The following is a 17,564-nucleotide window of genomic DNA, read 5'->3' as shown; positions in this document are numbered from 1 at the left end:
GCCCCGTCAGAGGTGCCTTTTATTAAAAATATACAACTTTTACAAAGTCTATATCGAAACCATAGTATACTATAATAGATATATTTATAAAAAATAATCGATAATGAAATAAAGGGGTAAAAATATGAATTATGTGCTAATAGGTACGGTTTTAATATTATTAGCTGTAGTATTTGTGCTGTTTTATAAAAATAAACAGTTAGAATCAGAGAGTCAGCAAGTAGAATTTGAAAAGAAACAAGCGATTGAAACGTATAAAAATGAAATTGCAGCTACGGTGATAGAGCATAAAGAACAACAAAATAATTTGAAAAATATGGAACAGAAAAAATACAATGATTTACAAGTAAGTGCAAATAGAGAAATTGAAAATATGCGTATGATGAAAAATCAATTAGCTGTGCAGCATAGTAAAGAACGTAGTGAAATGCAAAATAAGCATAATAACGAAATACATATGTTTCAAAAACTAATTGCAAATCTACGAGAATATACTAAAAACGGCGCTGAAATGAATACGTACGAAACATTACATTATATGAAACGAGGATTCATAGAGCAAGGCACCATATTAGATGCTGAAATTCAAATCATGCCGAATGTTTTTATTAAAAATAATAGTGAAATAAACGATAATCGAATCCATCATCTCATCTTGTGCAAAACTGGTATTTATCTACTTGAGACGAAAGAATGGGAAGAGAAATTAATTCATGGTTTAACGAAAGAAAATGCTGGTATATATTCATTTATGATTGATGAAATGGGTAAGTATCAACAAGAAGTTGAAAAAGAAGAGACATTTGAATATATAGTAGGTAAAGATTCGTCAACTATACAAGTGAAAAATGAAGGGAATCCAGTATATAGGGCGAAGAAACTATCTCAAATTTTATACAGTGGTTTGAAAGAAATGCAGGCTAATAGTATAAAAGAAAAAGTAAAACCAGTTGTATATTTTTATAATAAAAATGGAAAAGAAATAGTAGACCTTTCTAGTGAGGAAACACCTAGATTAAAAGATCGGGAGCAAATTGTAACGTTCTTTAGAAATGAAATATTAGCAGGGGAAGTAGTATATACAGTGCAAGAATTAGAACAGATTCAAGAAATGATTAGCCGGATGAATTATATAGTGAGTTAAAAGGGGAGATCTTTCTGAACGCTATGCTACGTGGCATTTTGTATGTCTCTTTTTGTTTATATATAGTAATGTACATTGTATTTATATTCGTCATTGATATGGTCCATATACCCTTAAGTGTAAGTAGCATTTTTGTAGTATTCATACCATTTGTTTTATTAGTCATGATTCAAAGGGCTATTTTATATGTTTCTAAAAATCGTAATGAAGAAAAGAAGCAAATGTTGGGGGGGTTAATAGTAGCACTCATACCATTAATAGTGTGCACTGTACAACTAAGTGTAAATGAATATACATCAAAGTTTAATCAAAATAGATGGTTAAATCATGCAGATAAGCGGGTACATATGGTAGATGATCTATTACAAAAATATAAATTAATAGGGAAATCAAATGAAGAAATTACACAATTGTTAGGAGCCCCAACGGAAACGAGAAGTGGGGAAGAAGGAGTCATCACTTTGTATTATCTTGGGACTGAACGTGGCTTTATTCCAATAGATAGCGAACAGCTTATTTTACAATTTGATAGAGATGGTAAAGTCATGGAATATACGGTGCATAAAGATTAAAGAAACGTGGAGGGAAGCTATATGTTATAGCTTCTTTTTTATTTTTCAATATGTCAAGGAAGGGGGAGAAGGTTTTTGAGTGGAATAAGGAATGAAAGCGGAGGTGATGCATATATATAGATGCATTGGGCGATTATTCGCCCGATTGGTGAGGGTTAATAATCAATAAGTACGGACCAAAACCCCACTGATGAAAGTTTCACTTTATCATATTGTATAAATGAAAAGGAGGTAAGACGGTGAAAGCAATCCCGACTGATGTCCTGAGTAAAGAATTGATGGAAAGAGAAGGAGTTATATCTATTACAGTAAAGGAATTTGAAAAAATAGAAGTAGCTGGAGTAGTAGTAGCTGGTCCAGCGGTTATTTTGATTAATCAAGATTAAGTACATATCATTGAAATAAAAAGCATCCATCTAGGATGCTTTTTATTTGTATGTAAGCATAAATATGATGGATAATTGTGTTACTGGAGGGAAAGTCTGTGGCAATAATTATAACAATGTTAGTAATGGGTATTTTATTAGGATTTGTTGGAGCTGGAGGAGCTGGGTTTATTATCGCGATACTCACTTTAGTATTCCAAATTCCTATTCATGTTGCTCTTGCAACATCTTTAACTGCAATGGCATTTACGACATTATCAGGTGTTGTAAGTCATTACCGTGAAGGCAATGTTGCACTTATTATAGGCGGGATTGTTGGGGGATTTGGCGCAATTGGCTCTTATATTGGTTCTAAATTTGGTTCACTTATACCAGCACATCTTCTTCATTGGTTTACAGCTGGGATGTTATTTTTATCGGCAATTTTTATGTTTATTAAATTAATTATGTTCCAAAACAAAGAAAAGTCGTCTTTATATAAACATAAAGAGTTTTCCGTGAACTACTTGTTGAAATGTGTATGCCTTGGATTAGTTACTGGAATGATGGCTGGTTCATTTGGGATTGGTTCTGCACCGTTTATTCAACTTGGATTAATAGTTCTATTGGGATTAACGATTCAGCAATCTGTAGGGACAACAATGCTTGTTATATTACCGATTGCAATTGGAGGCGGGATAGGATATAGTTCGGAAGGATATTTAGATTATATATTGTTATTGCAAGTATTAATTGGGACCATGTTAGGGGCATACATTGGCGCGAAGTTTACAAATTATGCACCGCGAACGCTTTTGAGGTTTTCGATGATTATGACACCGGTTTTAGCTGGGTGTATGCTATTGATGGAATAAAGTGAAATTATAATCAGTAGGGGGTTACTGCTTACAAATAGCGGGATAAAATTAATATAGCAAACTATTAATATATTTTACGAATGAATTATGTAGGTAATTCATATTTCCCATATAAAAGGATTTGTTTTAATATTATGAGTGTAAAGTTCGAGTATTCGAAGTACTACTTGAATTATATCCCTATCCCTTTTCTAAAAATGCGAACAAGTTTTGCCCTATTCTATTCAATAGTTAATTGCATAGAAATATATTGTTCGATGACCATTATGGAACGTACATAATGGGAAAATCCCGATCCTTAAAGAGGATGCCCCTAATCTTCATGTGAAAATATGATCGGATAAGAAAGCTGACCAATTTATGGTCGGCTTTCTTTTTGTTCAAAAACAATTTTTTCTTTAATTTCTGTTTGTAATAATACAGTTTTTCCGAAGCGACGTTTGCATTCCGCACGCACTTTTTCAATGGCTAGTAGCTGAGTAGTCGCGGGAACTGTGACAATAGCTTGGCGAGCCTTTCGATTTTCTTCACAAAAGACACATTCCACAACATAATTAGAAATCATATTTTCATCCTTCCAGTTTTAATTTCTAAAAAAGGATTGTCTATGAAGTTGATGTAATTTTTCGTCATTGTTTTATTATTTTCCTCTTTTTTCAAGGGGAAAATAAAAAAGAGGGCGAATTTTAGTAGGGGAGGGATGTTTATGGAGAGATGGATAGGTAGTGCAGCGGTATGTGTAAATGAAAGAAATGAAGTTTTAATGGTACTGCAGGGCAAAGAGGGAGAAGAAAAAAGATGGTCTGTCCCAAGTGGAGGACTTGAAAAGGGAGAGACACTAGAAGAATGTTGTATCAGGGAAGTTTGGGAAGAAACAGGTTACAATGTGGAAGTGGTAAATAAAATATATGAAAAAGAGGGTATTACATACGGTGTTCCAGTGTATGTCCATTATTATTTTGTTAAACAAATAGGCGGTAATATGAAAATCCAAGATCCTGATGAGTTAATACATGAAATTGCTTGGAAAGGGATACATGAAGTTGAACAATTGTGTTTAGCTTTTCCAGAGGATTATGAATTGCTGTGCCAATATATAGATAAAGAAGCAAGTATGTAAATACTTGCTTCTTTAATGTATCCAAGACAAGAAAAGCGGAACGATAACTAAACTAGCGCCTGCTGTTAAAAGCATGGATAAACTTGCAATTGTTCCTTCCACAGGACCGATTTCGAATGCTTTTGATGTACCGGTTCCATTTGCGCTCGTTCCTAACATAATACCTTTTGCGATTGCTGTTTTAATGCGGCAAATGCGTATGAGAGAAGGACCGAGCAATGCTCCTGTTAAGGCAGTTAAAACGACAAATACAGCAGTTAATTGTGACATACCACCAATCATTTCTGAAATAGCCATTGCGATTGGTGTTGTTACGATATGTGGCGCTAAACTATGTTCTAGTGATGAATCAATTTGAAAATAATTTGCTAGTAGTGCTGAAGTAATGACTGATAAAAACGAACCGACAATGACATTAAGTAAGATAGCCATTCCATGTTTCTTTAATAAATCAAAATATTTATAGATTGGCCATGCAAAAGCAACTGTTGCGGGCTTTAATAATTCAGTTAACCAGTGACCACCAGATTCATATGTTTCATAAGGTGTATCTAATCCGAGCAATAAAGCAATTAAAATAATGGGACAGACGAGAAGAGGAGAAAGTAGACTCCAATTCCAACGTTGATACATTTTTTTTGATATCCAATATGTGAATAGTGTTAATAGTAAACAAAGAAATCCGATCATTGCGTTGATCCTTTCCGCTTTAGTAGCAATTCTGTTAAAAGTCCTGTAACTAAGGTAACGCAAAGAGTGCTAATCATAATAATTAAAATGAGATCGATTCCATATTGTGTTAGTGTATCTCTGTAACGTATGACAGCGACTGCAGAAGGGATGAAAAATAAAATAAGTTCTTTTAATAAAAAATCTGCTCCGTCCTGTATCCATTCTTTTTTAACTAGGTTAAATTTTAACGAAATTAATAATAAAAAAATACCGATTATACTTCCTGGAACTGGGAGGTGTGCCTGTTTTGCAATCCATTCACCTGTCCAAGCGAAACAAAATAGTAATAAAATTTGTCCGCTTAACTTCCACCATTTCATACAGTAACCACCTCTTTCTTTTTTTACATAAAAATTGTAAAAAAGAATTAACAATTTCTACTATACGTTCATTCAAAATATTTGTCTAATATATAAATTATATGTTATTAATATATTAGACATATTAATCGAAAGTGAAAAGGGTGTCCAAAAATGGAATTACGGCATTTGCAATATTTTGTTGTTGTGGCAGAAGAGTTACACTTTGGACGGGCAGCTGCTCGTTTACAAATGACACAACCACCACTTAGTCAACAAATACAGCAATTAGAAAAAGAAATGGGAGTTACATTATTTTCAAGAACGAAAAGAAAGGTTGAACTAACAGAAGCAGGAGAAATGTTTTTAAAAGAAGTAAAAAAAGCGTTTGAACAAATTGAAAAAGCAGTAGAAGTTGCACAAAGTGCGCAAAGGGGAGAAGTAGGATCACTTTCAATTGGTTTTGTAGGTGCGGCGATATATGATATTTTACCATCAATTGTTAGGGAATATAGAAAGAAATTTCCGAGAGTGTCTGTTGCATTACATGAATTGTCAACACCAGATCAAGTTCATGCACTTCATGATAACCGTATTGATATTGGCTTTTTACGTCCACCAATTCCAACACAATTATTAGAATTAGAGCCAATTCAAAGGTTATCTTGTACCTTATGTTTACCAAAGGCACATCCACTTGCAGAGAAAGATGAAATACATATAGAAGATTTACGAGATGAGCCGTTTGTATTTATTACGAGACCAGTATGGCCAGCTTTGTATGATACAATTTTATCTCTTTGCAGAGAAGTTGGATTTAGTCCACGTATTGTACAAGAAGCAACAGAGTATCAAACAGTTATGGGGCTTGTAGCGGCAGGGATTGGAATTACAGTAATACCCGTATCGGCAAATAAGTTATATAAAACAGAAGTTGTATATAAAGAATTATATGATTCTAATTTTGTGGCAGAAATGTCAGTGGCTTACAAAAAAATGAATAGTAATCCAGAGCTGCTAGAGTTTTTAAAAATTGCAAGAGAGAAGAAAAGAATAGAAGTAGAGGATGAGCAATAGTAGTAACAGAATATGGATTTAATTCAAATCCATAAAAGTACACCTTATTAAACAATAAAGCGGAAATGCAACTTAAGTTGCATTTCCGCTTTATTGTTCTTTTTTTAGCTCGATACGGAATAGATAAACGTGTTCATTTTCTTTTAAGAGTAGATCAATACCTGTTTCTTCACCAATGGTAGGAACGCTTACAGTTTCTTTACTTGTTTGGATTACAGCAGCTAAAATTGTTTTTTGATTGTATTTTAAATTTTTTATAGATTGGATTGTAGTAGTTGCGGAGCTATTTACGCTTGGTGGTGCTTCTTCATGAACAAGCGTTGAAGCACCTTCAATATTCATATACCACTGCCTTTTTTCTTGTATATCTTTATCGAATTGGAAATGTGGTGGTAAAAAAGAAAGCTTTACTTTCTTTTTTGAAAAATGTGAGGTAGCTATATTAGCAATTTCTTTTGTTTTTTTACCATTGTTATAATAATCAATTGTAGCATTTATTTCATCTTTATCATTTTTAAGCGTAACGTTATAAAACATGCTATTTCCTTCTTGAAAAGGAGTCATTTGTAAAATAGAAGCTTGCTCTTTTGTTAATTTGTATGGCTCAACAATGGCAACTTCATTGTTTTTTATTTGGCTACAACTTGTGAGTAATAATAAAAACAAGATTGATAGTAATTTTATACGCATGCAATCTCCTCCTTTTTACAATTATATTCTAAATGTGATTTTTTATCATTTCGTTTTCTAGGACTAAAGACTTAGAAGAAATTCCGATTGTAGTGCGATGTTTAAAATGTCATATTTTTATACACTAGTAGTATAGAATGCGTATGTAATAAGGTAGGGGAAGAATTTTATGTCTTTATGTCGGTTAGCGAGAAAAAATATAAGAACATTTGCTACCAAAAGGATGAAGCAATTTATGTGGATTGCTATGAGTATTATGATTTTGTTTTTTATGATATCGTTACAATTTAATGAAGGAGCTATTTTGAAAGTAGGGGATGCATTTGTATTTCAAATGTATTTTTACACACTGTTTATTGTACTAATTTTCATATGTATTTTTACTACATATAAAATGATGTACTCCCTTTTGCTAGTGAGGAGAGAGGAGTTTACATCTTATGTAGCAGAAAATATAAAAAGAAAAGAAGTACTATGTTTATTATGTCAGGAGCAATTATTCATTTATGGAGCAGCGTTTGTTTTTGGATTAGTTAATGGGATGTTATTTTTAAAATTATTTACGATTATTTTTATAAGAATAGCAGGAATACAAGGGATAAATAGTGCACCGATTACAATATATGCAATAGTAGTAGTGAGTATAATTATGATTGTTATCCTTCTATTATCGATGGTGCAATGTTTTCGATTTGTTCAAAGTTTACAAGATAAAAATTCGTTGCATTTCAAGAAAAAGGCATGAGAAATCATGCCTTTTTCCATTTTACACATAAAAATAATCATGTTACAGTGAAAAGACCTGACAAAGAATGGGAAGGAAAGGTTGTATAGAATGACAAATGAACAATCAATTGTAAAAGTCGATCGGTTAACGAAGCGAATCGGATCAAAGACACTTGTACAAAATATTAGTTTTGAAGTGAAAAAAGGCGAGGTTGTCGGTTTACTCGGACCAAACGGTGCTGGAAAAACGACTTTAATGAGAATGATGGTTGGTATGATCCGTATGACAGAAGGTGAAGTATGGATTGATGGTCAATCTGTGAAACAGCAATTCGAAAAAACAGCTGCGAAAATTGGAGCGGTAATTGAGACACCTGAATTTTATCCTTTTTTGAGCGGCTATGAAAATTTAACATATTTCGGACGAATGAATGGTAATGTGACCGAAGAACGTATCGATGAAGTAGTGAAATTGTTAGGGATGGGACAAGTAATTGATCGCAAAGTAAAAGCGTATTCACTCGGCATGAGACAACGTTTAGGAATCGCTCAGGCACTTATTCACGATCCAGACGTGTTGATACTAGATGAACCGACAAATGGATTAGACCCTAGTGGAATACATGAAATGAGAATGTACATAAAAAAAATTGCACATGAACAAGGAAAAGCTGTACTTGTATCAAGTCACTTACTTTCAGAAGTTGAATTAATGTGTGACAGAGTTATCATTATTCAGCACGGGGAATATGTGGCTACGCAAAATATTCAGCATAGCCAAAGCGAAGAGATGGAGACGATCCGTATACGTGTAGATGATGCGAATAAAGCAGCAGAAATATTAGGGCATGATGTTTTAGTAAAAGATAATGAATTACTTATTAATGTAAAAGATGAAGAAATCCCAAATGTTATTCGTACATTGCTTGAGAAAAATATTCAAGTGTATCGTGTATATGAAGAAAGAAAAACGTTAGAAGAGCAATTTTTAGAATTAACAGGGGGAAAAGATATTGTTTAATTTAGTATATAACGAACTGTATAAAATATTTAAGCGGAAGCGAACGATTATTCCATTTGCAGTTATTGCAGTATTAATAATCGGATTAGGATGGGTTACGGTAAAGTATTTTGAACCGGAAACAAAAGGATGGAAAGTAGATTATACAGAACGAACTGTAGAAATTGAGAAAAAGCTTGGCATGAAAAAAGAAGATATTTTAGCAGAAAAATCAGGGGATGAGCTTGTAAAAGAATACCAGCTTAAGATGAAGCATTTAGATACGGATACAGCACCGGCAAGCAGTTCTCCACTTTCTTTCATGAGAGATACAGGTTTTATCGTATTTCCAATTTTGCTCCCATTTATCCTCGTGTATGCAAGTACAATTTTTGCGAATGAATATAGCTGGGGAACATATAAATTTTTAACGATACGACCAGCGAGTCGCTTTAAAATTTTAACAGCAAAATTTTTAGCAATCGTTATATTTGCAGCTTTATTATTTATATTTAATATGATCTTCTCCGCTTTATGTGGACTTGTTATTTATAAATTCCAACAGCCTGCATGGAGTGAGTTTATTTTCCAAGATGGAAATATAATAAAACAAAACATTTTTGTAGAAGCAAGTAAATATTATGTTTTATCGTGGTTACCAACGGTTGTGTACGCATCGTTTGCATTTATGATTTCTGTGTTAACGAGATCTAGTGGAGGTGCAATTGGTATTTCACTATTCCTTGCTTTATCAGGCAATATTGCGTTATTAGCAGCCACTAGATATAACTGGGCGAAATATTTATTGCCAGCAAACACAGATTTATATAGTATTTCAAAGAACGGAAGTTTTATTGATGGAGTAACATTCCCGTTTGCATCATGTATGTTGCTACTTTATTTGTTCGTATTTTTATGTATTTCATATACTGTGTTTTTAAAACGTGATTTAACTTAATAAGAAAAGCCGTTCAGGGTGCTGAGATGCACTTTGAACGGCTTTTTTTTATGAGAATTGTTTAAGTGCTCTTTCGGCTAGTAAAGCAAAGTATTCTGCACTTATAGGCAGTGCCTCTTCATTAATTGTAAAAGCAGGATGATGCCATTCATGTGTACCGCTCGTTCCCATAAAGACGAATGAACCTGGTATTTCCTGTTGGTAAAATGAGAAATCTTCTCCAGCCATTGATAGACTAGGCGAGATGATATTAAGATTCATCTTTGTGGCAACTTGAGTAGATAAGTCTGTAAGAGCTTTATCGTTGTGAACAGCAGGAGGACCTGAATAAAAACGGAATTTCGTTTTTACACCTAATGCATCAGATACACCTTTAATAATACGCTCCATGAGTGCTGGAATCTTTTCACGTGTTTCAGCTTGGAACGTGCGAATCGTTCCTTCTAACGTAGCTTTTTCAGGAATCACGTTCCACGTATTTCCTGCGTGAATATTTGTAACACTAACAACTGCATTATGAGATGAACTTATATTTCGGCTTACAATTGTTTGCAGTGCCATCACAATTTGAGAGGATGCAACAATAGGATCTACGCCAGCATCTGGTACAGCCGCGTGTGTACCAACTCCGTGAATTTCAATTTCAAATCGATCAACTCCAGCCATCAGTGGACCATCTTTAATGCCAATTGTACCTACTGGTAAATCAGGTTTATTATGCATGCCGAAAATCGCTTGCACATTACGTAAATGTCCAGCATCAATAACTTTGCAAGCGCCATTACTACTTTCTTCAGCTGGTTGGAATATGAAGCGAACCGTTCCATTTAGGGAAGATTCTCTTTCTTTTAATAAGAAAGCAGTACCTAAAATGGCAGCTGTATGAAAATCGTGTCCACAAGCATGCATTTTCCCTCGTACTTTAGATGCATAGGACAAATGTGTTTCTTCTTGAATAGGAAGGGCATCAATATCAGCACGAACTGCTACAATTGGCCCGTTTTTATTACCAGACACTTCAGCGATAATTCCTGTTTCTAAATTGGAGTCAATGATAGTAATGTTTTTTTCTTCTAACCAATTTTTTATTGCTTTTGTTGTTTCGAACTCTTCATATGATAGTTCTGGATACTCATGTAAATGTCGACGGATGGAAATAAGTTTTTCTTTTAGTTGATTTGAAATAGATACCATGTAGTATGCCTTCTTTCTTCAGCAAAATATTTATCATAAGTATACAACAATAAAAGAGAGGATTCTCAAATGAAAATCCTCTCTCGTTTATCCCGTATTAATGGGCAGTCCGATTGGTTCAACTAATTAAAGTTTCACTTTATGCTGCGACTTTTTTATGCGTATGATGTTTACGATAACGTCCACGCATTGCGTATGCAATTTGCGGGATTGCAATCCCGATTAAAATAAGTGATACACCGAACCATTGTGAAGATAGTACAGCCTCTTTTAAAACGAATACGGACATAATTGTTGTAACTGGTAGTTCCGCTGCACCAAGAATAGTTGCTAAGCCAGAACCGATTTTTGGAATACCGATTGTAAAGGCAATAGATGGAATTACGATACTAAATGTTCCTAATCCTAAACCGTATTTCCAAAGACCTTGAGAAATGGCACCATTAAAAATAAATGTTGGTGGGAATACAATCATGACTAAAGTTAAAGCACCAGTCATTAAGAGAACACCGCGCGGTAATGAAGGTACTTCAACAGCAACTTTTCCGCTCACGAAAATGTATGTTGCGAATGTAACAGCAGATAATAAACCTAAAATGATCCCAGTCGTATCGAAAGCACCTGCTGATTGTTCAAGTAAACCACTTGATAAAAATGTCCCTACAAGTAAGAAAATAACAGAAATAACTTTTTCTCTTGAAGGTAATGTTTTTGTTGCGACTGCTTCAATGATAATTCCGACCCAAACAAATTGGAATAAAAGAATAATTGCAATAGAAGCTGGTACAGTTTTTAATGAAGCATAATAAAAAATTCCGGTAAAACTTGCAGATGTTCCTGCAACGAATAAAAGTAATGCTTGCTTTAAAGGAACGCGATGTCTAGAAAATAGAAGTGTAATAGCAAGCAAAATAATCCAACCGAACAAATATTGGCTGCCAATTACCTCTCCAAGTGAAAATCCTTCTGCATATGCAAGCTTAACAAAAATAGCTAAAATTCCATAACTACACGCTCCTAATAAAACTAAAAGAGAATAACGAAGCATGAAAAATTCCTCCCATCTATATGAAGTTGTTCCGTATCGAAAATATATAACTAGAGGGAAGTATACAAAATTAGAAATAAAGGGTCAAATGAAAGAAAAGTATGACATTTTATAGAATAATAATAAAAGTATGATATTTATGCATAATCTTGAAATTATTAATAGTAGAAGTATTATAAAATCAACTTTGCATTGTATAGAGCCAGCATTTGAAAAAAATATTTTTTAAACCAATATGTATATAGACGTACTAGTAACGTGCTAATTATTTGAGAAACTATGTTACCTTTGTTATGGTAATGACAATTAAAGGAGTTTCATAATCCATTTGAGTTTTTTCTATATAATAGAAGGAAATGAAAACGTTTTATTAGAAACTGTGAGGAAGTACTTTTTTCTTATTGCCACGTTGTAAAAGTGATTTCACGAATTGTTCATAGTATTTTTATGTGTTTTTGTTACAATATTTAGGGAGAGGAGTGGAATGATGCAAGATATTAGTATTTTTTTAGCGTTTGGCGCCGGGTTCTTATCATTTATTTCCCCATGTTGCTTACCGCTTTATCCGGCATTTTTATCGTACATAACAGGTATGTCGGTTTCTGAATTGAAAGAAGAAAATGCAATGCTTCGCAAAAGAAGTATGATACATACAGCGTTTTTCTTACTTGGATTTTCAATTATATTTATTGCAATTGGATTTGGTACAAGTTTTATTGGAGGAATCTTTACTGACTATAAAGATTTAATCAGACAGTTAGGTGGTATATTTATCATCGTGTTCGGCTTAATTATTGTCGGGGTGTTTAAGCCGAAATTTTTAATGCAAGACCGTAAATTTACATTTAAAAATCGTCCAAGTGGCTATTTTGGATCAGTACTAATTGGATTAGCCTTTGCAGCAGGGTGGACGCCATGTACCGGACCAATTCTAGTGTCGGTAATTGGATTAGCAGCAACAAACCCAGAATCAGCAATGATTTACATGATTGCTTACATACTTGGATTTGCTATCCCGTTTTTCGTACTGTCATTCTTTATTACGAAAATGTCTTGGATTAAAAGAAATAGTATGGCCTTCATGAAAGTCGGAGGATATATTATGATTGTTATGGGGGTCTTCCTATACTTTAACTGGATGACGAAAATTATCGTATATTTCTCAAGTTTATTTGGTGGTTTTACCGGTTTTTAGTATTATTCTGCGAAAATGTTGGAAATACTAACGGAAAAGCATATAATGAAAGTATATTTTGCATATAGCCACAAAAAAGGATGAGAAAATATGAACATAGTTCTTTTATCAAGTATCGTTGCTGTTTGTATGGCTGTCGGTGCGATGTTTATTCGTTTAAAAGCAGCTAAGAAACCTGCAACATTGAAAAAAATTATACTTCCGCCATTTTTTATGAGCACGGGAGCATTGATGTATGTTTTTCCTGAATTTCGATTAACTCCAGCGGAAATGTTAGAAGCAATTGGCGTCGGTTTGTTTTTCTCTATTTTTCTTATTAAAACATCTAAATTTGAAATTAGAGGACAAGAGATTTATTTGAAGCGTTCAAAAGCCTTTGTTTTTATATTAATTGGATTACTTGTCGTGCGGATTGTATTTAAAACATACTTAAGCCAATCTCTTGATTTAGGACAACTTAGTGGCATGTTCTTCTTACTGGCGTTCGCGATGATTGTGTCATGGAGAATTGCCATGTACCGTTCCTTTACGAAATTACAAAAGGAAATGGAAAAAGAAGATGGTTTTTATAATGAAAAAGATATGAAGCTAACTTAAAAACTGTATATGTACCAAATAAAAAGACAGCGTCAAAGGCGCTGTCTTTTTTATCGAAAATAATATGAAGTTACTTTGCGAGTAAAGATCGATAGTTAGAATAATCAATCTTTTTTTCTTGTAGTTTTTTAATTAAAAATTTATGATCACGCTTTGGTGTGGCAATGATATATCCTTTAATAATTAAGTCTTGTGTAATTTGAGAGGCATTTTCTTGTAATGCAAGTTCCCCGATTTTTCCAGCAATCTTTGATTTTGCAACATCGCGAAATAGTTCTGGAACAGGACTTACAAGCTCTTCTAACAATTGTTTTTGTTCGTCAGCCCATAAATGTCTCGTTTTATTTATGTAGTGTTCTTCCCAATCCAAAATGGACATGCCGTCTTCTTTTGGTAAACGTTTTAAAAATTTTCTGAACATAAAGTATCCACCGATAGACATAAGCCCTAATAAAATAACCGTCCATAATACAATGAACCAACTGAACCATCCTTCGAGCAAGCATATCCCCCCTTAATGATAGCGGTTTTCTTTTATTCATATTATATACAGTGAGATTCATAGAAAGCAAGAACGCTTGGTCATTTTGACCAAGCGTTATCATTTAAACAAAGTATAGTTGTTCCACATGTAAATTATTATTATCATCTTCTACATATTCAATGATTAATGTGCCAACTTTACGATCTTTATCTTCAGTTGTGAAAATAGAGTAAGAAGTAAAACGTGTTTTTGATAGGCCGCTTATGTGTGTAGGTAAAGAAATGTAGTCGTTATCGCGGAAGAATTCCATCAGTTCAATATCCTCAAATTCTTTTCGGTCAACTTGTTTGTTTGTATAGCGGCGTTGAAGTTGTTTTAAAGATTCATTCCAAGAAATTGCTTTTGTGTCGTATACCATTGTTCTATCTCCTTACTGTATGTAATTATTAAGAACATACGTTCTAATCTAGTATACTCTTTTTATTAGAAAAGGGAAAGCAAAAAATAATGTAAGCTTGGATTTCCAAGCTTACATTATTGATGCGTCCGTCATAATCTCTATTTTTCATTATAAGTTAGATAAGAATAAGAAACAAGATGATATATATAATGTTGAGAGTTTTCAAGATTCTGTATATTATAGGTGTACTAAAGTGTAAGGGAATGAGAGGTGTGACATACGTAATTTCACTGCAAGGGCCGATGGCTAGCGGAAAAACAACATTAGCAAAAAGGTTAGAAAAGAGAGGGTTTCGAGTTATATATGAAAATCCATATCCAATTGTAGAGAAGCGAAAAAAATTGAATTTAGATATGAATTCAAAAGTAGGGTTTATTATGAATCAAAAAATGTTTATGGAAGCAAAAATAAAGGAGTTTCAAAATGTGAAAGATTCAGTCGTAATTTTTGATCGCGGACCAGAAGACATTGAGTTTTTTACACTCTTTTATCCAACGATTATAGGAGAAGAGTGGGATATAGAAACTGAATTGAAAGATGAATTATATAAATTAAGAGAATGCCGTTCGGATGTGATTTTTTACTTAGATGTTACGAAAAAGAATGTATATGATAGAAAAAATAATGATAGAACAAGAAACAGAAGTACATTTGAGGAGCAATTTAAATTAGCAGAAACTGAAAAAGACTGGTATAAACAATTTCCTGTAACTTATGTGGACACAAATAGATTAACAGTTGACGATTTAGAGGTATATTTTATGGACTGGTTAAAGGAGAGAGGGCTATGAAAAAAATACTTTTATTTGTATACCCAACATTTGCGGAGTTTGAAATAACAGTAGCGACGGCGTTGCTGAAAAATAAATTTGAAATCATTACAGCGGGCTTAACAAAAGAATTGATTATAAGTGAAACAGGTTTGCAAGTGCAACCACATATAGAAGTAAGTGAAGTACGTGTAGATGAGTATGAGGGGGTACTTATTCCAGGTGGAGAAGAAGTACAGTTGAAAGATGCGAAATCTCTTTTTTCAGTCATTCGTCAATTTCACGAACAAGAAAAATTAGTGGCGGCAATTTGTGCTGGACCGTATGCGCTAGCAAAAGCAGGGTTATTTAAAGGGATTTCTTATACTGCGACTATAGATTATCAAAAATTCGATTGTTTTCCAGTAGAAAATTTCGTGTATGAAGAAGTTGTGCAACACTCAAATATCATTACAGCACAAGGGCATGCATTTGTACCATTTGGAATAGCGATTGCCTCTTATTTTGGAGTGGCAGACGAACATAATACAGATTTTTATTGTGGTAAAGGCAATGTAGTAATGGAGAAACTTTTACGAGAAAACGTGTAAAAGCTAGCAAATGCTAGCTTTTTTACACCGATAAATTACTAACGTTTTTGGATCGCGCCATATACCGTTATGGAGCGATAATTCCTTGTTGATTTCTTCTGTTAGCCATTCTTTCATCTCGGCTTGAAGATACATATTATCGGGTATATTTAACGATGGAAACATGCTGGAAATATAGTTTACTATTGGGGTAGCATGATGAAAAACGAGCGCATTATGAATAACTGTTTCTTCAACCGTTGGAAAAGCAGATGCTACTATCTCTTTACCATTTTCTAAACAAAATGGAGAGACTGCTGGTGATGTTTTCGGTAGATCAAATGCGTCAAGCATGTTGTTACACATTTCAACTATACGAGGTAATGAAACTTTAGAATTTGTTGTAGCTAAAAGTGTTCCGCCAGAACGAATGACTTTATAAAAGCCTTGAATTGTTTTTTCAACATCTTTCACATGGTATAACATATGTCTTGCAATTATTAGGTCATAACAATTTGTTTCGAAAGGAAGTTTACTAGCGTCCCCTCGTTTCCATTCTATTAAGTTATTTATTTTAGCAGCTTCAGCAAGCATAGCTTCGGATTGATCAAACCCGGTTAATGGGCCTTTATGACCATTTGTTTGTAAAAGGGAAAGGAATTTTCCACTAGCGCACCCAACCTCTAATATGTTTTCATCCCCTTGAAGGTGTAAATGTTCAATGACGATCTTATCTAAATCTACGTGTTTTTCTTCGTAATGTGTATGTGTGTCGATGCGTGTTTGTAAATGGTTGCTAACGTTATATTGTCGTTTTACATCATTCATTTTGTCACATTCCACCTTTGTGCAAAATTGTTGGATTGCATGTGTTAATACATCTGTTTTCTTTAAACCTTCGTAATGGAGTGCTGATTCAAACCTTTCAAGTAATTTCTCTTCAATTCGAAAATGAATATCTTTTCGTTTTGTCACTGAAATTTCGCCCCTTTGCATCTGTTAGTGAGACTATAGCACGTCTGGAAATTTTGTGTAAATCATTTGTGTACACAAAATTAGGGGGATGAAAAAAATGTTTGAATATGATTTTAAACTATTGACGATTTAACCGTTTTCATATATTCTTAAATTAAGTAATATTCAAATAATTCAAAAGAAATGAGAGAGTCACATGCTTCTTCAAGGAACACATCGAATTGGTCGTATGGCCATGCTGTTGGCACTTGCGGATGAGAATGAAAGTCCTGTATTATCCATTCCAAAAGGTTGGAAGTATTGTACGGGGAAAGTGGGTTCGATGAATTCGCAAAAGGTTGTCGCAGCAATGGAAACAGCGGCTAAAAGCAACCAAGTTATTGAAACAGACGTTTACAGAGAAACACATGCACTTTATCATGCAATTATGGAAGCTTTGTACGGAGTGACGAGAGGTCAAATTCAGTTAGCAGACGTTCTTCGTACAGTAGGACTTCGTTTTGCGATTGTGCGCGGTACACCATACGACGGGAAAAAAGAAGGCGAATGGGTTGCTGTTGCATTATATGGAACGATTGGTGCACCTGTAAAAGGATCTGAGCATGAGGCGATTGGTTTAGGAATTAATCACATATGATTTGCCCATAGTCTATTAGTTAGAAGGGGGCCTTACTTTTTTAGGACAGAAGTCTGTCTTAAAAAGATAAGGTC

General features: G+C 33.9%; 23 protein-coding genes and 1 pseudogene. 15 read left to right on the top strand and 9 right to left on the bottom strand.

Annotation, left to right across the window (positions count from 1 at the left end; translation table 11 throughout):
• The first annotated feature begins 124 nt into the window (after nt 1-124).
• From MR112_RS24510 to MR112_RS24495, 4 genes are all read left to right on the top strand, one after another.
• Entirely contained in the window at nt 125-1,144 is a 1,020-nt protein-coding gene (locus MR112_RS24510; RefSeq protein ID WP_001110284.1) for an NERD domain-containing protein, read from the top strand.
• Nucleotides 1,145-1,167: 23 nt separating this feature from the next.
• On the top strand, nt 1,168-1,716 hold the full coding sequence (locus tag MR112_RS24505) for a hypothetical protein (RefSeq protein ID WP_074555573.1): 549 nt from the start codon (nt 1,168-1,170) through the stop codon (nt 1,714-1,716).
• Nucleotides 1,717-1,955: 239 nt separating this feature from the next.
• Nucleotides 1,956-2,102, top strand: a complete 147-nt coding sequence (locus MR112_RS24500; protein ID WP_000644411.1) for a BC1881 family protein — start codon at nt 1,956-1,958, stop codon at nt 2,100-2,102.
• Between the two features lie 98 nt (nt 2,103-2,200).
• Nucleotides 2,201-2,956 carry a sulfite exporter TauE/SafE family protein gene (locus MR112_RS24495; RefSeq protein ID WP_000974666.1) on the top strand — a complete coding sequence of 252 codons (756 nt, stop codon included), beginning with the start codon at nt 2,201-2,203 and terminating at the stop codon, nt 2,954-2,956.
• Nucleotides 2,957-3,317: 361 nt separating this feature from the next.
• Here MR112_RS24495 and MR112_RS24490 read toward each other — a convergent pair whose 3' ends face one another.
• Entirely contained in the window at nt 3,318-3,524 is a 207-nt protein-coding gene (locus MR112_RS24490) for a DUF3903 domain-containing protein (RefSeq protein WP_000625222.1), read from the bottom strand.
• Nucleotides 3,525-3,665: 141 nt separating this feature from the next.
• Between MR112_RS24490 and MR112_RS24485 the strand changes: the two genes are divergently transcribed.
• The gene (locus MR112_RS24485) at nt 3,666-4,079 is read left to right on the top strand and encodes an NUDIX hydrolase (RefSeq protein WP_000442982.1); all 414 of its coding nucleotides are present in this window, start codon (nt 3,666-3,668) and stop codon (nt 4,077-4,079) included.
• A gap of 12 nt (nt 4,080-4,091) precedes the next feature.
• Here MR112_RS24485 and MR112_RS24480 read toward each other — a convergent pair whose 3' ends face one another.
• Both MR112_RS24480 and MR112_RS24475 read right to left on the bottom strand, forming a co-directional pair.
• Entirely contained in the window at nt 4,092-4,769 is a 678-nt protein-coding gene (locus MR112_RS24480; protein WP_000578954.1) for an LrgB family protein, read from the bottom strand.
• Entirely contained in the window at nt 4,766-5,131 is a 366-nt protein-coding gene (locus MR112_RS24475) for a CidA/LrgA family holin-like protein (protein WP_000872365.1), read from the bottom strand. Before MR112_RS24475 ends, MR112_RS24480 begins: the two co-directional genes overlap by 4 nt.
• A 153-nt stretch (nt 5,132-5,284) precedes the next feature.
• On the opposite strand from MR112_RS24475, the gene alsR reads away from it, so the two are divergent.
• On the top strand, nt 5,285-6,187 hold the full coding sequence (gene alsR / locus MR112_RS24470) for an acetoin biosynthesis transcriptional regulator AlsR (RefSeq protein WP_000423235.1): 903 nt from the start codon (nt 5,285-5,287) through the stop codon (nt 6,185-6,187).
• Between the two features lie 90 nt (nt 6,188-6,277).
• Here alsR and MR112_RS24465 read toward each other — a convergent pair whose 3' ends face one another.
• Entirely contained in the window at nt 6,278-6,877 is a 600-nt protein-coding gene (locus MR112_RS24465; RefSeq protein WP_001220620.1) for a hypothetical protein, read from the bottom strand.
• Nucleotides 6,878-7,046: 169 nt separating this feature from the next.
• Between MR112_RS24465 and MR112_RS24460 the strand changes: the two genes are divergently transcribed.
• The 3 genes from MR112_RS24460 (at nt 7,047) to MR112_RS24450 (ending at nt 9,561) form a co-directional block, all read left to right on the top strand.
• On the top strand, nt 7,047-7,622 hold the full coding sequence (locus MR112_RS24460; protein ID WP_000050617.1) for an ABC transporter permease: 576 nt from the start codon (nt 7,047-7,049) through the stop codon (nt 7,620-7,622).
• Nucleotides 7,623-7,712: 90 nt separating this feature from the next.
• Nucleotides 7,713-8,624 (top strand): ABC transporter ATP-binding protein, encoded by a 912-nt coding sequence (locus tag MR112_RS24455; protein WP_000180622.1) that lies wholly within the window; start codon nt 7,713-7,715, stop codon nt 8,622-8,624.
• On the top strand, nt 8,617-9,561 hold the full coding sequence (locus MR112_RS24450) for an ABC transporter permease (protein WP_242245519.1): 945 nt from the start codon (nt 8,617-8,619) through the stop codon (nt 9,559-9,561). Before MR112_RS24455 ends, MR112_RS24450 begins: the two co-directional genes overlap by 8 nt.
• A 48-nt stretch (nt 9,562-9,609) precedes the next feature.
• On the opposite strand, the gene MR112_RS24445 is transcribed toward MR112_RS24450, so the two are convergent.
• Both MR112_RS24445 and MR112_RS24440 read right to left on the bottom strand, forming a co-directional pair.
• Nucleotides 9,610-10,755 (bottom strand): M20 peptidase aminoacylase family protein, encoded by a 1,146-nt coding sequence (locus MR112_RS24445; RefSeq protein WP_000253675.1) that lies wholly within the window; start codon nt 10,753-10,755, stop codon nt 9,610-9,612.
• Nucleotides 10,756-10,894: 139 nt separating this feature from the next.
• The gene (locus tag MR112_RS24440) at nt 10,895-11,803 is read right to left on the bottom strand and encodes an EamA family transporter (RefSeq protein ID WP_000947043.1); all 909 of its coding nucleotides are present in this window, start codon (nt 11,801-11,803) and stop codon (nt 10,895-10,897) included.
• Nucleotides 11,804-12,125: 322 nt separating this feature from the next.
• Here MR112_RS24440 and MR112_RS29000 point away from each other — a divergent pair.
• The 3 genes and pseudogenes from MR112_RS29000 (at nt 12,126) to MR112_RS24430 (ending at nt 13,595) form a co-directional block, all read left to right on the top strand.
• Nucleotides 12,126-12,274 (top strand): annotated as a pseudogene (locus tag MR112_RS29000) (peptidase T).
• 16 nt (nt 12,275-12,290) lie between these two features.
• The gene (gene ccdA, locus MR112_RS24435; RefSeq protein WP_001152676.1) at nt 12,291-12,998 is read left to right on the top strand and encodes a cytochrome c-type biogenesis protein CcdA; all 708 of its coding nucleotides are present in this window, start codon (nt 12,291-12,293) and stop codon (nt 12,996-12,998) included.
• A 90-nt stretch (nt 12,999-13,088) separates the two neighbouring features.
• Complete coding sequence (locus MR112_RS24430) at nt 13,089-13,595, top strand: CcdC family protein (RefSeq protein ID WP_001028439.1); 507 nt, start codon at nt 13,089-13,091, stop codon at nt 13,593-13,595.
• A 70-nt stretch (nt 13,596-13,665) separates the two neighbouring features.
• Here the strand turns inward: MR112_RS24430 and MR112_RS24425 are convergent, their stop codons facing one another.
• Complete coding sequence (locus MR112_RS24425; protein WP_000889373.1) at nt 13,666-14,097, bottom strand: DUF2621 domain-containing protein; 432 nt, start codon at nt 14,095-14,097, stop codon at nt 13,666-13,668.
• Between the two features lie 103 nt (nt 14,098-14,200).
• The gene (locus MR112_RS24420) at nt 14,201-14,497 is read right to left on the bottom strand and encodes a hypothetical protein (RefSeq protein ID WP_000262401.1); all 297 of its coding nucleotides are present in this window, start codon (nt 14,495-14,497) and stop codon (nt 14,201-14,203) included.
• A gap of 245 nt (nt 14,498-14,742) precedes the next feature.
• Here MR112_RS24420 and MR112_RS24415 point away from each other — a divergent pair, with 245 nt between their 5' ends.
• Both MR112_RS24415 and MR112_RS24410 read left to right on the top strand, forming a co-directional pair.
• Nucleotides 14,743-15,330 carry an AAA family ATPase gene (locus MR112_RS24415; protein WP_002041639.1) on the top strand — a complete coding sequence of 196 codons (588 nt, stop codon included), beginning with the start codon at nt 14,743-14,745 and terminating at the stop codon, nt 15,328-15,330.
• Nucleotides 15,327-15,899, top strand: a complete 573-nt coding sequence (locus MR112_RS24410) for a DJ-1/PfpI family protein (protein WP_000722200.1) — start codon at nt 15,327-15,329, stop codon at nt 15,897-15,899. Before MR112_RS24415 ends, MR112_RS24410 begins: the two co-directional genes overlap by 4 nt.
• Nucleotides 15,900-15,902: 3 nt before the next feature.
• On the opposite strand, the gene MR112_RS24405 is transcribed toward MR112_RS24410, so the two are convergent.
• The gene (locus tag MR112_RS24405) at nt 15,903-16,853 is read right to left on the bottom strand and encodes a class I SAM-dependent methyltransferase (RefSeq protein ID WP_000166759.1); all 951 of its coding nucleotides are present in this window, start codon (nt 16,851-16,853) and stop codon (nt 15,903-15,905) included.
• Nucleotides 16,854-17,049: 196 nt separating this feature from the next.
• Here MR112_RS24405 and hutP point away from each other — a divergent pair, with 196 nt between their 5' ends.
• Nucleotides 17,050-17,490: a hut operon transcriptional regulator HutP gene (gene hutP, locus MR112_RS24400; RefSeq protein WP_000926516.1), complete on the top strand. Its 441-nt coding sequence runs from the start codon at nt 17,050-17,052 to the stop codon at nt 17,488-17,490.
• Nucleotides 17,491-17,564 lie beyond the last annotated feature (74 nt).

The organism is Bacillus cereus group sp. BfR-BA-01330, from assembly GCF_022663885.1.
GTDB classification, from domain to species: domain Bacteria; phylum Bacillota; class Bacilli; order Bacillales; family Bacillaceae_G; genus Bacillus_A; species Bacillus_A cereus.
The sequence above is the reverse complement of the archived record's forward strand: the minus strand, read 5'-3'. Positions and strand labels throughout refer to the sequence as shown.

What these genes read in the sequence shown, in the direction of transcription:
- MR112_RS24510 (WP_001110284.1), top strand. Translation starts at nt 125, where the DNA reads ATGAATTATGTGCTAATAGGTACGGTTTTAATATTATTAGCTGTAGTA.
- MR112_RS24505 (WP_074555573.1), top strand. Translation starts at nt 1,168, where the DNA reads ATGCTACGTGGCATTTTGTATGTCTCTTTTTGTTTATATATAGTAATG.
- MR112_RS24490 (WP_000625222.1), bottom strand. Translation starts at nt 3,524, where the DNA reads ATGATTTCTAATTATGTTGTGGAATGTGTCTTTTGTGAAGAAAATCGA.
- MR112_RS24485 (WP_000442982.1), top strand. Translation starts at nt 3,666, where the DNA reads ATGGAGAGATGGATAGGTAGTGCAGCGGTATGTGTAAATGAAAGAAAT.
- MR112_RS24480 (WP_000578954.1), bottom strand. Translation starts at nt 4,769, where the DNA reads ATGATCGGATTTCTTTGTTTACTATTAACACTATTCACATATTGGATA.
- MR112_RS24475 (WP_000872365.1), bottom strand. Translation starts at nt 5,131, where the DNA reads ATGAAATGGTGGAAGTTAAGCGGACAAATTTTATTACTATTTTGTTTC.
- alsR (WP_000423235.1), top strand. Translation starts at nt 5,285, where the DNA reads ATGGAATTACGGCATTTGCAATATTTTGTTGTTGTGGCAGAAGAGTTA.
- MR112_RS24465 (WP_001220620.1), bottom strand. Translation starts at nt 6,877, where the DNA reads ATGCGTATAAAATTACTATCAATCTTGTTTTTATTATTACTCACAAGT.
- MR112_RS24460 (WP_000050617.1), top strand. Translation starts at nt 7,047, where the DNA reads ATGTCTTTATGTCGGTTAGCGAGAAAAAATATAAGAACATTTGCTACC.
- MR112_RS24455 (WP_000180622.1), top strand. Translation starts at nt 7,713, where the DNA reads ATGACAAATGAACAATCAATTGTAAAAGTCGATCGGTTAACGAAGCGA.
- MR112_RS24445 (WP_000253675.1), bottom strand. Translation starts at nt 10,755, where the DNA reads ATGGTATCTATTTCAAATCAACTAAAAGAAAAACTTATTTCCATCCGT.
- MR112_RS24440 (WP_000947043.1), bottom strand. Translation starts at nt 11,803, where the DNA reads ATGCTTCGTTATTCTCTTTTAGTTTTATTAGGAGCGTGTAGTTATGGA.
- ccdA (WP_001152676.1), top strand. Translation starts at nt 12,291, where the DNA reads ATGCAAGATATTAGTATTTTTTTAGCGTTTGGCGCCGGGTTCTTATCA.
- MR112_RS24430 (WP_001028439.1), top strand. Translation starts at nt 13,089, where the DNA reads ATGAACATAGTTCTTTTATCAAGTATCGTTGCTGTTTGTATGGCTGTC.
- MR112_RS24420 (WP_000262401.1), bottom strand. Translation starts at nt 14,497, where the DNA reads ATGGTATACGACACAAAAGCAATTTCTTGGAATGAATCTTTAAAACAA.
- MR112_RS24415 (WP_002041639.1), top strand. Translation starts at nt 14,743, where the DNA reads ATGAGAGGTGTGACATACGTAATTTCACTGCAAGGGCCGATGGCTAGC.
- MR112_RS24410 (WP_000722200.1), top strand. Translation starts at nt 15,327, where the DNA reads ATGAAAAAAATACTTTTATTTGTATACCCAACATTTGCGGAGTTTGAA.
- hutP (WP_000926516.1), top strand. Translation starts at nt 17,050, where the DNA reads ATGCTTCTTCAAGGAACACATCGAATTGGTCGTATGGCCATGCTGTTG.